This window comes from Streptomyces sp. NBC_01546 (assembly GCF_045208355.1).
Taxonomy (GTDB): domain Bacteria; phylum Actinomycetota; class Actinomycetes; order Streptomycetales; family Streptomycetaceae; genus Streptomyces.
Genome location: NZ_CP109379.1, coordinates 953105 through 965626, shown reverse-complemented (window position 1 = coordinate 965626; position 12522 = coordinate 953105). Strand labels below are relative to the sequence as shown.

General features: G+C 73.8%; 13 protein-coding genes. 11 read left to right on the top strand and 2 right to left on the bottom strand.

Annotation, left to right across the window (positions count from 1 at the left end; genetic code table 11):
* Positions 1 to 28 precede the first annotated feature (28 nt).
* Positions 29 to 559 carry a TerD family protein gene (locus OHA89_RS04835; RefSeq protein ID WP_266613070.1) on the top strand — a complete coding sequence of 177 codons (531 nt, stop codon included), beginning with the start codon at positions 29 to 31 and terminating at the stop codon, positions 557 to 559.
* 154 nt (positions 560 to 713) lie between these two features.
* Here the strand turns inward: OHA89_RS04835 and OHA89_RS04830 are convergent, their stop codons facing one another.
* Positions 714 to 1340, bottom strand: a complete 627-nt coding sequence (locus OHA89_RS04830; protein WP_266613069.1) for a TetR/AcrR family transcriptional regulator — start codon at positions 1338 to 1340, stop codon at positions 714 to 716.
* Between the two features lie 151 nt (positions 1341 to 1491).
* Here OHA89_RS04830 and OHA89_RS04825 point away from each other — a divergent pair, with 151 nt between their 5' ends.
* The 10 genes from OHA89_RS04825 to OHA89_RS04780 all read left to right on the top strand — a co-directional run bounded on the left by OHA89_RS04825 (position 1492) and on the right by OHA89_RS04780 (position 11602).
* Positions 1492 to 2289 (top strand): phosphatase PAP2 family protein, encoded by a 798-nt coding sequence (locus OHA89_RS04825; protein ID WP_266613067.1) that lies wholly within the window; start codon positions 1492 to 1494, stop codon positions 2287 to 2289.
* Complete coding sequence (locus tag OHA89_RS04820) at positions 2286 to 3179, top strand: hypothetical protein (RefSeq protein ID WP_266613065.1); 894 nt, start codon at positions 2286 to 2288, stop codon at positions 3177 to 3179. Before OHA89_RS04825 ends, OHA89_RS04820 begins: the two co-directional genes overlap by 4 nt.
* Before the next feature lie 77 nt (positions 3180 to 3256).
* A complete protein-coding gene (locus OHA89_RS04815; protein WP_215149134.1) occupies positions 3257 to 3523 on the top strand; it encodes a GlsB/YeaQ/YmgE family stress response membrane protein in 267 nt (88 codons plus the stop codon).
* A 173-nt stretch (positions 3524 to 3696) separates the two neighbouring features.
* Entirely contained in the window at positions 3697 to 5337 is a 1641-nt protein-coding gene (locus OHA89_RS04810; RefSeq protein ID WP_406365382.1) for a peptide-N4-asparagine amidase, read from the top strand.
* A 27-nt stretch (positions 5338 to 5364) separates the two neighbouring features.
* Positions 5365 to 7008, top strand: a complete 1644-nt coding sequence (locus OHA89_RS04805) for a serine/threonine-protein kinase (protein WP_406365381.1) — start codon at positions 5365 to 5367, stop codon at positions 7006 to 7008.
* Positions 7009 to 7078: 70 nt separating this feature from the next.
* A complete protein-coding gene (locus tag OHA89_RS04800; protein WP_406365380.1) occupies positions 7079 to 7993 on the top strand; it encodes a squalene/phytoene synthase family protein in 915 nt (304 codons plus the stop codon).
* A gap of 95 nt (positions 7994 to 8088) precedes the next feature.
* The gene (locus tag OHA89_RS04795) at positions 8089 to 9036 is read left to right on the top strand and encodes an ABC transporter ATP-binding protein (RefSeq protein WP_266613058.1); all 948 of its coding nucleotides are present in this window, start codon (positions 8089 to 8091) and stop codon (positions 9034 to 9036) included.
* Complete coding sequence (locus tag OHA89_RS04790) at positions 9033 to 9752, top strand: ABC transporter permease (protein WP_406365379.1); 720 nt, start codon at positions 9033 to 9035, stop codon at positions 9750 to 9752. Before OHA89_RS04795 ends, OHA89_RS04790 begins: the two co-directional genes overlap by 4 nt.
* 147 nt (positions 9753 to 9899) lie before the next feature.
* Positions 9900 to 11000 carry a sensor histidine kinase gene (locus OHA89_RS04785; RefSeq protein ID WP_406365378.1) on the top strand — a complete coding sequence of 367 codons (1101 nt, stop codon included), beginning with the start codon at positions 9900 to 9902 and terminating at the stop codon, positions 10998 to 11000.
* Positions 10997 to 11602: a response regulator transcription factor gene (locus tag OHA89_RS04780; RefSeq protein WP_257552921.1), complete on the top strand. Its 606-nt coding sequence runs from the start codon at positions 10997 to 10999 to the stop codon at positions 11600 to 11602. The genes OHA89_RS04785 and OHA89_RS04780 overlap by 4 nt, the downstream gene beginning before the upstream one ends.
* Before the next feature lie 6 nt (positions 11603 to 11608).
* Here the strand turns inward: OHA89_RS04780 and OHA89_RS04775 are convergent, their stop codons facing one another.
* Positions 11609 to 12343 (bottom strand): transglycosylase SLT domain-containing protein, encoded by a 735-nt coding sequence (locus tag OHA89_RS04775; RefSeq protein ID WP_406365377.1) that lies wholly within the window; start codon positions 12341 to 12343, stop codon positions 11609 to 11611.
* Between the last annotated feature and the right edge of the window lie 179 nt (positions 12344 to 12522).

Below are 12522 nucleotides of genomic sequence, written 5' to 3'. Positions count from 1 at the left end.
CAATACCCGTAAGCGAAGGGGGAGTTCGGTGACCGGTGTACGCAAGGGTCTGGCCAAGGTCGAGGTCGCGCTGAGGTGGGACCCCAGCCCCGCCGAACGGCCCGCGCACGACCTCGACATCGTGGCCGCGGTGTACGGCGCCGCGGACCTGCACGGGGTACCCGTCCACCTGGTCCACTTCGGCAGCCGGTCACCCGACGGGACCATCACCCTGAACCGGGACAGCCACACGGGCCAGGGCTTCGGCTTCGACGAGGTGATGACCCTCGAACTCGACCGGATGGCATCGGAGTTGCACCGCGTGGTGGTCGGGGTGCTCATTCAGGACACCGGTGGGCGGCGCGCGACCTTTGCCGACATCGCCGGTACGGGGGTCCGGATCCGCGAGGGGCACACCGACCTCGCCCAGGGTGACTTCGACGCCATCCCGTCCGCCACTGCCGCCACGGTCGCGGTGTTCACCCGAGACGACTCGGGGGCCTGGTCCCTCGACGCCCGCCTGCAGGGCTTCGACGCCGACCCGGAGGAGTTCACCCGCACCATGGGCGCAGTCCGCTGACGACGGGCTGATACGCCCGGGGGCCCATCAGATCGGACGGCGGTCACTCCTCGAGTGAGTGACCGCCGCCCGGTCCGGGTGGCGCGCTGCCGCCGTCCCCACGAGGCAGCGCGGGCAGGTCACCGTCCGGTCATCGGGACGGCGGCCCGCCGGTTCAGGGGGCCCCGGGGGTTCCGGGGGTTCCGGGCGGTGTGAGGCCCAGGGAGGGGAGCATGACCGCGTCGACGAACCGGACCAGGTAGTCGGCGTCGGCGTAGCGCCCTTCGAGCACCGGCCGGATGCGCAGCACACCCATCAGCTGCGCGGGCAGGAACTCCACGGCCGGGTGGTCCGCGGTGATCTCGCCGCGCGCCACCGCCCGCTCCACCATCACGGCGAAGGCGGCCAGCTCCGGCTCGACCAGCGCCTCGCGCAGCGCGGCCTGCAGTTCCTCGTCGCTGAGCACCGCGTGCCCGAGGGCCTGCGTGAGCCGGGTGTCGCGCCCCGAGGTGCAGGCCGCGATCCGGGCCGCCTCGCGCAGGTCGCCCGCCAGTGTCCCGGTGTCCACCGCGACGAGCGTGCCCTGCCGGTTCGCGCGCAGGGCGGCGGCGACGAGCTGGGGCTTGGTCTTCCACTGCCGGTAGAGCGTGGACTTGCCGCAGCTGGCCCGCGCGGCGACGCCCTCCATGGTCAGGGCCTCGTAGCCGTGCTCGCGCAGCTGCTCCAGGACGGCGTCGAAGAACTCCTGCTCCCGCTCCGGAGTGATCTTGGAGCGGCGCGCGGTGGTCGGCGTCGACGTCATGGGGTGCGGCTCTCCTCGGGGGCGCCTCGGCGGCATCTTCCAGTGCGAGTGTACGGGAACGCGAGCGTATCGCTACACGATCGTATCGATACGCGGATGTATCGATACACTGGCGTGTCGATCTGTGCGCAACAGGAAGAGAGACCGGGGGATGACCTCCCACATCACACCCGCAGGGGCGGCGGCCGCCCGGAGGGCCGCTCGCCGCCGCCTCATACGCGAGCTGCTGCTCGTCGCGGGGCTGTTCACCGTCTACAAGGCGGGCCGGATGCTCTCGACCGGACGCACCGAGGAGGCCTTCCGCAACGCCGCGCGGATCTGGGACGCCGAGCGGGCCCTGCACCTGCCCGGCGAGGGAGCGGTGCAGCGCCTGCTGCTGCACGGCGACACCCTCGTCCACACCGCCAACACCTACTACGCGGCCGTCCACTTCCCGGCGACCGCGCTCTTCCTGATCTGGCTCTACCTGCGCAGGCCCGACCACTACCTGTGGGCCCGCCGCGTGCTCGCGGTGCTCACCGGAGCCGCCCTCGCCCTGCACCTCGCCTTCCCGCTCGCGCCCCCGCGGATGCTCGAGGCCGCGCACCTGATCGACACCGGCCAGGTCTACGGACCCAGCGTCTACGGGGCCGCGCCGGCCACCGACACCATGGCCAACCAGTTCGCGGCGATGCCCTCCCTGCACTTCGGCTGGGCGCTGATGCTCGCGCTCGGCATGATCGCCGCCACCTCCGGCCGGTGGCGCGCCCTGTGGCTGCTGCACCCCGCGCTGACCCTGCTCGTGGTCGTCGGCACCGCCAACCACTACTGGCTCGACGCGATCGTGGCGGCCCTGCTCCTCGGCGTGGCCCTGCTGCTCATCCCGCGCCGGGGCCCCATCGGCACCGCCGTGGCCGAGCTGCCGGGTCCGCGGCGCGCCGCCGCCGTGCCCGTGGGGGCCGAGCGGTGAACGCCACCGCCCTCGCCGTCGGCCTCTGCCTCGCCTCCGCCGTGGCCTACGCGGCCGCCGCCGTCGCCCAGGAGCGGCTCGCCCGCGCCGGAGCCGCGCGCAGCGCCAAGGCACTGCTCGGCAACGGTGCCTGGTGGTGGTCGGCCGGACTCAACGCCGCCGCGGCCCTGCTGCACGCGGCGGCCCTGCGGTACGGACCGCTCACACTGGTGCAGCCGCTCGGTGCGCTGACCCTCGTGGCCGCCGTCCCGCTGGGGGCGCACGGATCCGGCCGCCGGGTGGCCGCCACCGAATGGCGGGGCACCCTGGCCACCGTCGCGGGACTGGGCCTGCTGCTGCTCCCGGCCTCCGGGCCGGCCCCCGACGACACCCTCACCCTGGCCGAGGCGCTCGCCGTCTCCGGGGCCACGGCCGCCGTGATCCTGCTGCTCACCGCCGCCAAGGACCCGCGCTCGGGGCTGCGGCACGCCACGGCCTCCGGCCTGGCCTCCGCGGCCGCCTCGGCCCTGACCCAGACCGTGGCCGTGGCGGGGGGCCGCGGCGGATCCCTGTTCAGCGTCCGGGTCGTCGCCGTGGCCCTGCTCGTGGTGGTGTTCGCCGTCGGCGGGATGCTGCTGTCGCAGCGGGCCTACCGGGGCGGGCTCGGTGCCCCGCTCGCCGTGGTCAACCTGGCCAACCCGCTGGCCGCGGCCGCGATCGGCATGGTCCTGCTCGGCGAACGCCTCCAGGGCGGCGCGGCGGGAGTGCTACTGGCCCTGGCCGGAGCCCTGGCCGCGGCACGCGGGGTCCTCCTGCTCACGCGTACGCCGCCCGCGCCGCCGCCCGTCCCGGCTTCCGTCCCGTCGCCCGCCGCACCGCTCGGCGCGCTCACCCCGGCCCACCACCGCTGAGCGTACGGAGAACCGTTTCGGCCCCGGGCGCGTCCTCCCTGGAGAACCACCGGAACACCGAAACGGAGTGCATGGACATGGGGATCATCGGCTGGATCATCCTGGGACTGCTGGCCGGAGGCATAGCCAAGGTCCTGCTGCCCGGCCGGGACCCCGGCGGCCTGATCGGCACCACCCTCATCGGCGTGGCCGGCGCCTTCATCGGCGGCTGGCTCTCGGCGAAGTTCCTGGACCGGCCGATCCAGACCCAGTTCTTCGACGTCGCCACCTGGGGCTCCGCCATCGCGGGCTCGCTGGTCCTGCTGATCGGTTACCGGATCCTCTTCGGCAACTCCCGCGACTGAGTCGTCGTCCTGCCGGCCCGCCCGGCCCGACCGGCGCCCGACCGGTCCGACCGGCGCCCGACCGGTCCGACCGGCGCCCGACCGGTCCGACCGGCGCGCGACCGGCGAAATCAGGCCAGGGCCGGGGCGCGAGCCCTGGCGCCGGCCGGACGGGCCGGTTTCACTGCTGGCCCATGAGACGACACAGGACCATGGGCCTGCTCGGCGCGCTGACCCTCGCCGCGGCCACCCTGGCCGGCACCGCGGGACCCGCGAACGCCGCCGCCCCCGTGCCCGCGCCCGGAGGCGAAACACCGCCCGCCGAGTTCGGCACCGACTGGCACGACCCCCTCACCGCCGGCCCACCCGTGGCCCGGCCCGGGACCCGGTCCTGCGAAGTCACCCTCGCGGAGGCGCAGTTCCGCGACTTCACCCCCTACCGGGGCAACTACGCCCCGCCCCAGGGCTGCGGCGCCGACCACTGGGCCGCGGTGGTGCTCCGCCTCGACGGCAAGGTCAAGGGCCGCCAGTACGACCGCCTCGGCCACCTCTCCCTCGGCGGCGTCGAGATCCTGCGGACCTCCACCCCCCAGCCCTCGCCCGACGGCATCACCTGGTCCGTCGAGAAGGACGTCACGCGCTACCGCGACACCCTCGCCCGCCCGCAGCCCGTCGAGATGCTGATCGGCAACGTCGTCAACGACACCTACACCGGCGTCATCGACGTCAAGGTCACCCTCACCTTCTACGCCGCCGAGGGCCGCACCGGTCCCGCCGAGACCCCCGACCGCGTCCTGCCCCTCACCACCCCGGCCGTCACCACCCCGCGCAACACGGAGCGCCTCGTCGCCGAGGTGTACGCCACCGGCTCGGGCGGCGGCTGCGAGGAGTACTGGTACATGACCACCCCGGACGCGGCCCCGTACTCCTGCAAGGCCGCCGACGGCCCCTACCGCGAGGTCCGCGTCTCCGTGGACGGACAGCTCGCCGGCATCGCCGCGCCCTTCCCCACCGTCTGGACCGGCGGCTGGTCCAACCCCTTCCTCTGGTACGTCACCCCCGGCCTCCGCGCCTTCGACGTCCAGCCGATCCGCTACGACCTGACCCCCTACGCCGCGCTCCTCAACGACGGCCGCCCGCACCGGATCGAGGTGTCCGTGGCCGGGGTGCCGGCCGGGCAGAGCGGCTGGAGCACCCCCACCAACCTGCTGCTGTGGCAGGACGAGGCCCGGGAGGTCGTCACCGGCGCCCTGACCCGGAACGAGCAGAGCGACCCGGCCAACTCCTCCCGCTGGACCCCCGCCGCACCCGGCGGCGAACACCGCCTCGACACCGAGGGCGGTCACCGGCTGACCGTCGCCGGACACCTCGACACCTCCCACGGGCGGGTCACCACCACCGTCACCCGCGCCGTGCGGGGCACCTCCGTCCACCGCTGGACCGACGGCGAGAACCGCGACGCGCTCACCGCCACCTGGACCGACGAGGAGACCGTGACCCGGGGGGCCACCGGCACCCGCACCCACCGCACCTACACGGTGGACGGCGAGACCACCCTCGGCGCCGGCGACCGGCTGCGCACCGTCCTCTCGCTCGGCGACCGCGCGGACACCGCCACCCTGCGCGGCGGCCGGAAGACCGACATCTCCCGGCTCGACGACCGCTACACGGGCGACGCCACCTACACCGCGAACGTCCCGCGCGACCAGCGGCACGCGGTCGCCACCACCTCCGCCCGCTCCCGCCTGTACGGGTCCCCGGCCCCCGTCGGGTGCTACGACCGTACGGTCACCACCGTGCAGGGCATCCTCACGGCGGACCGCCGACGCTGCTGACGTCTGCGCCCCTTACGATGACCGGCCATGGACACGAGTGAGGCCGGCAGACAGCCGATCGACGGGCGCTTCGAGCTGGTCGCGCCCCTGGGCAGCGGCGGCATGGGAACGGTGTGGCGCGCCCGCGACATCGCACTGCACCGCGAGGTCGCACTCAAGGAGGTGCGCCCGCCGGACCCGGCGACCGCCGCCGCCCAGCCCGGTCTCGCCGCCCAGCTGCGCGAACGAGCCGTCCGCGAGGCCCGGGCCCTCGCCCGTCTCGCCCACCCGCACGTGGTCACGATCCACCACATCGTCGAGCCCGCCGACGGCACGGACGGTCATCCGTGGATCGTGATGGAACTGGTCAAGGGCGGTTCCCTGCACGACCGGCTGGCGTCCGGCCCGCTGCCGACGGCTGACGTGCTCCGGCTCGGCCTCGACCTCCTGTCCGCACTGCGCGCCGCACACGCCGAAGGGGTCCTGCACCGGGATGTGAAACCGGCCAACGTGCTGCTGCGCCCCGACGGATCGGCGGTGCTCACCGACTTCGGCATCGCGGCCCTGCACGGCTCGACAGGTCTCACCTCCACCGGTGTGCTGATCGGCTCGCCGGAGTACATCGCACCCGAGCGCGTCCGCGGGGAGGAGGGGCTGGCCGCCTCCGACCTGTGGTCGCTCGGCATGCTGCTGTACGTGGCCGCGGAGGGCGTCCACCCGCTGCGCCGGGCCACCAGCCTGGCCACCGTGGTGGCCGTGCTCGACGAACCGATCCCGGCGCCCGTACGCTCCGGCCCGCTGGCGCCCGTACTCGAACGGCTGCTCGTACGGGATCCGGCCGCGCGACCCGACGCGGAGCAGCTGGAACGACTGCTCCGGGACGCGAGCACCGCTCTCGGCACGGCTCCGGCGGGCCCGGCGGCTGCGGCGGCCCCGCCGGTCGTAGGGCAGTACGGGCCGCCCACACCGCCGCCGTTCGGCCCGGTGCCCCACCCGTACGCGGTCACCGCGCCCCTCCCGGCGGAGGCGACCCCGCGCAGGCGCCCGGTCCTGCTCGGCGCCGCCGTCGCGGCGGTCCTCGTGGCCGGGACGGTCGGGATCGTCAAGTGGCTCCCGGACGGCTCCGCCTCCGGCGGCGACGCGAAGGGTGGCATCAGCAGCGGCCCCACCGGCAGCGCCGGCCCCGCAACTTCCCCGACCCCCTCGACCCCCGGCCCCAAGGCGAGCACGAGCAAGGGCGAGGCCCCCCAGGGCAGCCTGCTCACCCCCGCCAGCATCCGGACCGCCCTGGCGGCCCTGAAGCAGCAGACCGGCACCACCAGCTTCGTGAACCTGCGGATCTACGACGACTACGTCATAGCATCCGTCCCCACCGCCCCCGGAGCCAAGACCGTTGACTCCTGGCAGTACCGCGACGGCGGGGTCACCCGCACCGGCCCCGCCGGCACCGTCAAGGACCGCGCCCCGCTCATCGACATGGCCACGGTCGAATGGGACACCCTGCCCGCCCTCCTGGAGCAGGCCAAGAAGGACCTGGGCGTGGCGAACCCGTCCACCCGCTACGTGATCGTCGAGCCCTGGATGCTGGACCAGAGCCCGTCCATGCGGCCCTACCTCAGCGACGAGTACGGGCAGGGCGGCTACGTGCTGGCCGGCACCGACGGCAAGGTCAGGAAGGTCTACCGCTCCTGAGGCGGCCGCTGCCCGCCGCCCGGCGTCTGCGATCCTGACCTTCGTACCCGTTCCGAGGAGCACGACCACCATGCCGAGTTGGCGCACCACCCTCACGGCCGCCGGGATATCCGGCACCCGGCTGCGGGAGGACTACACCCACGCCGCCCGCCGGGTACTCCGCCGCGAACCCGCCCCGTACCTCGCGCTGCGCCTGCTCGCCGCGCCGCCCCTGGTGCCCTGGCTCGCCGCCGGCCTCGCCTTCATGAACCTGGTCGACGACGTGGCCGAGACCGGCACTGTGCCGCAACGGGCCGCCAACCTGGCCGCGTTGACCGAGCGGGTCGAAGCCGCCCTGAAGACCGGGGACAGCCCCGACCCCCTGCTGCGCGCCTACGCGCACGCCGTGGACTCCCGCGCCCTGCCCGCGCACTGGGTCTCCCGGTTCCTCGAAGGCGCCGCCACCGCGGAGGCCGGTTTCGACGGCTTCGCCGACGAGGCGGAGTTCCAGGCCTACCTCGACGCCTACGCCTGGCCGGGGGTGCTGGTCTTCACCGGCCTCCAGTACCAGGGCGGGCCGGACCCCGAACAGGCCGCGGCCTGGCGGCGGTTCGTCGACGCCGCCCAGCGGGTCGACTTCCTCGCGGACCTCGCCGGGGACCTGGCGGACAGCCGTCTCTGCATCCCGCGCGCCCGCCTCGACGAGCACTCCGTGACCCGCGCCGACCTCGAACAGGCCCGCGACACCCCCGCCGTGCGCGCGCTCCTCGCCGCCGAAACCGGCCGTGCCCGGGCCGCCCTCGAGGCCACCGACGGCATCCTCGACCTCGCCGATCCCGGGCTGCGTCCCGTGACCGCGACGATGAAGGAGCTGATGGCCCAACAGCTGACCGCCGTGGAGCGCGCGGGCATCACGGCCCTGCGCCGGGACACCGGCTACGGCCTGGTGGCCCCCCTGCGCACCCTGCTGAGGGCCCGGGCCGGGGTGCGCTCCCGCACCCCGTAGCCCCGTAGCCCCGCGGGAGCGGTGACATTTGTACTGCCGGTGTCCGTACATGCGCATCTGCCGGGGGAGCGGCCCCGCTCCCTAGCGTGGTGGACATGACGCAGACGACGAAGACTCCGCCGGGCGAGCGGCCCGCGATCCGGTTCCGGCACGCCGCCAAATCCTTCGGACCCGTCCACGCCGTCGCGGGCATCGACCTCGACATCCGGCGCGGGGAGACGGTGGCCCTGCTGGGCCGCAACGGCGCCGGCAAGTCCACCGCCATCAGCTTGCTGCTCGGCCTGAACGAGCCCGACGCGGGCAGCGTGCGCCTCTTCGGTGAAACCCCCGGGCAGGCCGTTCGGGCCGGGCGGGTGGGCGCGATGCTCCAGGAGGGGAGGGCCGTCCCTCGGATCACCGTGCGGGAGCTCATAGCCTTCGTCACCCGGACCTATCCGGCCCCGATGCCCGTCGCCGAGGCGCTGGAACTCGCCGGTCTCACCGCCCTCGCCGGCCGGCGCATCGACCGGCTCTCCGGAGGTCAGGCCCAGAGGGTCCGCTTCGCCGTCGCCCTCGCCGGCAACCCGGAGCTGATCGTGCTGGACGAGCCGACCGCCGCCCTCGACGTGGAAGCCCGCCGGGCCTTCTGGGCGTCCATGCGCGGCTATGCCCGGCGCGGCAACACCGTCCTGTTCTCCACGCACTACCTGGAGGAGGCCGACGCCCACGCCGACCGGATCGTGGTCGTGGACCGCGGCCGGATCGTCGCCGACGGCACGGGTGAGCAACTGCGCCGCGCCGCGGGCGGGTCACTGGTCTCCTTCGACCTGGCCGGGCACTCCTCCGCGCCCCTCGGCGCGCTGCCCGGGGTGGTCTCCGTGGAGGTACGGGAAGACCGGGCCCGGCTGCGTACTCAGGATCCGGACGCCACCGTCGTCGCCCTCGCCGGCCTCGGCGCCGTCCGGGGGATCGAGGTCACCGCGCCCTCGCTCGACGAGGCCTTCCTCGCCCTGACCGAGGCCGGCGCCACCGGCCCCACCACTGCCGCGGGGAGTGCCCGATGATCACCGCCTACGTCCGCCTGGAAGTCCGCCGCACCCTGCGCGACACCGCCTTCGTCGTCTTCGGCATCGGCATGCCGGTGCTCATGTACCTGATGTTCACCAACCTGGGCAGCAGCGGGACCGAGTGGAGGACCGCCTCCATGGTGGCCATGGCCGCCTACGGGGCCTTGGGCGCGGCCCTGTCGACGGGGACCGGCGTCGCCGAGGACAAGGGCGTCGGCTGGCTCCGCCAGTTGCGGGTCACCCCGATGACCCCGCGCCAGGTGGTGGCCGGGCGGGCGCTGACCGGCTCGGTCATCGTGCTGCCGGCCATCGCCGCGGTGCTCGCCGCGGGCGCGGTCGTCAACGGCGTCCGGATGGAGGCCTGGCAGTGGGGCGCACTCATCCTCGTGCTCTGGCTCGGCGCGTTCCCCTTCACCCTGCTCGGCCTGGGCAACGGCTACCGGCTCACCGCCCAGACCACCGGGCTCGTCAACGTGGGCTGCAGCCTCGCGCTCTCCGTGGCCGGGGGCCTCTGGTTCCCCGTCGAGCTGTTTCCGCAGTGGCTGCGCTCCCTCTCCGGACTCACCCCGACCCGCCGCTTCGCCGAGATCGGCCAGTCCGTCGCCACCGGCGCGGCCCCCGGCCCCGTCGCGGTGGCGGTGGTCGCGGTGTGGGCCCTGGTGTTCGGCTCGTACGCGGTGCTCTCGTACCGTCGGTCCGCGAGGACGGCGTAACTCATGAAGCGGGGAACGGGGATGCGAGATCAAGGTCAAGATCAAGGTCAAGACCAAGGCCAAGATCAAGACCAAGACCAAGGCCAAGGTCACGGCCGCGGGCACGGCCGCGGGCACGGCCGCGGGCACGGCCGCGGGCACGGCCCGGTGGGCCCGCCCAGTGCCTTCACCCTGCTGCCCTGGCTGCTCCTGGGGATGGGAGCGATGTCCAACGTCATCCACGGCGAGACACCCAACCCCTGGATCGGCGGCCTGGGCCTGCTGGTCTTCAACTCCCTCTACATCACCCTGGTGTTCCGCGCCTTCCACAAGCCGGCGCGGGAGGCGCGGAGCACCCGCTGGTGCCTGATCGCGCTGGGCGCGGTCACCTGCGCCCTCGCCATCGCCTACGGAGACAACTGGCTGCTGTTCTTCCCGCTGCTGGGCCTCGCCACCGGCGCGGTGGTCCGGGGCCGGCAGCTCGGCCCGGTGATGTTCGGCGTCACGGCCCTCGCCGGAGTGATCGCGGGGCTGCAGCAGGGCTGGGACGCACTCGGCATCGTCTACGGGACCTTCCTGTCCGGCATGGTCACCGCGGCCATCCTGGCCCTGTCCGAGACGGTGAAGGAACTCCGCGACACTCGGCAGGAGCTGGCGCGGGCCGCCGTGGACCAGGAGCGGCTGCGGTTCTCCCGTGATCTGCACGACCTGCTCGGCCACACCCTGTCGGTGATCGTCGTGAAGTCGGAGGCGGCCCGCCGGATCGCCCCGCGCGACATGGACGCGGCCCTGGAGCAGGTCCGCGACATCGAGTCCGTCGGCCGTCAGGCGCTCACCGAGATCCGTGAGGCTGTCACCGGGTACCGCGAGGCGAGCCTGGCGGCCGAGCTCGACCGGGCCCGGGGTGCGCTGACCGCCGCCGGGATCGAGCCCGTCGTACGGCAGGCCGGGCCCCCGCTGCCCCCGCAGGCGGCGGCGCTGCTGGGCTGGGTGGTCCGCGAGGCCGTCACCAACGCCGTCCGGCACAGTGGCGCCGACACGTGCGAGATCGAGCTGCGGAGCTTCGCCGAGAAGGTCCGGCTGGTGATCACGGACGACGGGGGCGGCGTAGGCTCGACCGCGCCGGGCAGCGGACTGACCGGGCTCACCGAGCGCCTCGCCGTGGCGGGCGGCACCCTGCGCAGCGGCCCAGCCCCGGGCCGCGGTTTCCGGGTCACCGTGGAACTGCCGCTGGAGCCGGCCGGACAAGGGATTGAGGAGCGCGCATGATCAGGGTCCTGCTGGCGGAGGACCAGGGCATGATGCGGGGCGCGCTGGCCCTGCTGCTCGGGCTCGAGGAGGACATCGAGGTCGTGGCGCAGGTCGCCGCCGGGGACGAGATCGTGCCCGCCGCGCTGGAGGCCCGGCCCGACGTGGCCCTGCTCGACATCGAACTCCCGGGCCGCAGCGGCCTCGACGCCGCCGCCGAGCTGCGCACGCGGTGCCCCGGCTGCCGCGTGCTGATCCTGACCACCTTCGGGCGCCCCGGCTACCTGCGGCGGGCGATGGAGGCCGGAGCCGCCGGGTTCCTGGTGAAGGACGGGCCGGTGGAGGAACTGGCCGCCGCGATACGCCGGGTGCTCGCCGGGGAGACCGTGATCGACCCCTCGCTCGCGGCCGCCGCGCTCGGCGCCGGACCGAATCCGCTGACCCGGCGCGAGGTGGACGTCCTGAACGCCGCGGTGGACGGGGCGACCGTCGCCGACATCGCCGCGAAGCTGTACCTGTCGGAGTCGACGGTGAGGAACTACCTGTCCTCGGCCATCGGCAAGACCGGCACCCGCAACCGCATGGAGGCCGTTCGGGCCGCCCGCCGCCAGGGCTGGCTCTGAGCGTTTCTAGTACGCCCCGTTGACGTTGTCGATCGAACCGTAGCGGGCTGCCGCGTAGTTGCAGGCTGCCGTGATGTTCGCGACCGGGTCGTAGGAGTCCTGCGAGGTGCCGGGCACGTGATAGGCCTGGAACGTCGGGTCGATGACCTGGAGCAGGCCCTTGGACGGGATCCCGTTCTGGGCGTTGATGTCCCAGTTGTTGATGGCGAGGGGGTTGCCCGAGGACTCCCGCATCACGTTGCGGTGAATTCCGTTGTAGGTTCCGGGAATTCCGTGCTTGGCCATCACGTCGAGGGACTCGCGGATCCATCCGTCGAGATTGTTCGCGTAGGCGGGCTTGGCGGCCGGCGCGAGGGCGGGCCGGGCGGCGGACCTGCTCGCGCGGGCGGTCTCGCCCTGGGTGCCGAGGTTCAGCTTGATACCGGGCCGGATGATCGCCGGGTTGTCGCCGATGACGCTCCGGTTCGCCGCGTAGAGCTTCTTCCAGCCGCCGCTCACGGAATGGTCCGCGGCGATCTCGGAAAGAGTGTCGCCGGCGACCACGGAATAGGTCGTGGGAGTGGCGGTGGGGGCCGCGGGGGCGGCGGTGTGAGCTGCGGGGGCGGTGGTCGTCGCCACCGCCCCGGCGGTGGTCGCGCTGATCAGCGGGAGTGTGAGGGCCGCGCCACCGGTGCCGACGAGTGCCAGCTTGCGGGTGATCGGGTGGTGCTTCGGCCGGCGGTGCTTTCCCTTTGCGGGCATGGCGGAATTCCTCACGTGGGGGGACGGAGATCCCGGGAGGCGGGCCGGATTCGGCTGCGTACCACCAGGAACGAGGTGACCGTAAGCGAGCCCGCCGGGCGGGAACAAGAGCCCAATTCCACCGGTAGATCGACTTCCCGCTATACGTCCGGTAAATGACCTTGTCGGCGTCTCTGTGC

What these genes read in the sequence shown, in the direction of transcription:
- OHA89_RS04830 (WP_266613069.1), bottom strand. Translation starts at nt 1,340, where the DNA reads ATGACGTCGACGCCGACCACCGCGCGCCGCTCCAAGATCACTCCGGAG.
- OHA89_RS04825 (WP_266613067.1), top strand. Translation starts at nt 1,492, where the DNA reads ATGACCTCCCACATCACACCCGCAGGGGCGGCGGCCGCCCGGAGGGCC.
- OHA89_RS04815 (WP_215149134.1), top strand. Translation starts at nt 3,257, where the DNA reads ATGGGGATCATCGGCTGGATCATCCTGGGACTGCTGGCCGGAGGCATA.
- OHA89_RS04810 (WP_406365382.1), top strand. Translation starts at nt 3,697, where the DNA reads ATGAGACGACACAGGACCATGGGCCTGCTCGGCGCGCTGACCCTCGCC.
- OHA89_RS04805 (WP_406365381.1), top strand. Translation starts at nt 5,365, where the DNA reads ATGGACACGAGTGAGGCCGGCAGACAGCCGATCGACGGGCGCTTCGAG.
- OHA89_RS04800 (WP_406365380.1), top strand. Translation starts at nt 7,079, where the DNA reads ATGCCGAGTTGGCGCACCACCCTCACGGCCGCCGGGATATCCGGCACC.
- OHA89_RS04795 (WP_266613058.1), top strand. Translation starts at nt 8,089, where the DNA reads ATGACGCAGACGACGAAGACTCCGCCGGGCGAGCGGCCCGCGATCCGG.
- OHA89_RS04790 (WP_406365379.1), top strand. Translation starts at nt 9,033, where the DNA reads ATGATCACCGCCTACGTCCGCCTGGAAGTCCGCCGCACCCTGCGCGAC.
- OHA89_RS04780 (WP_257552921.1), top strand. Translation starts at nt 10,997, where the DNA reads ATGATCAGGGTCCTGCTGGCGGAGGACCAGGGCATGATGCGGGGCGCG.
- OHA89_RS04775 (WP_406365377.1), bottom strand. Translation starts at nt 12,343, where the DNA reads ATGCCCGCAAAGGGAAAGCACCGCCGGCCGAAGCACCACCCGATCACC.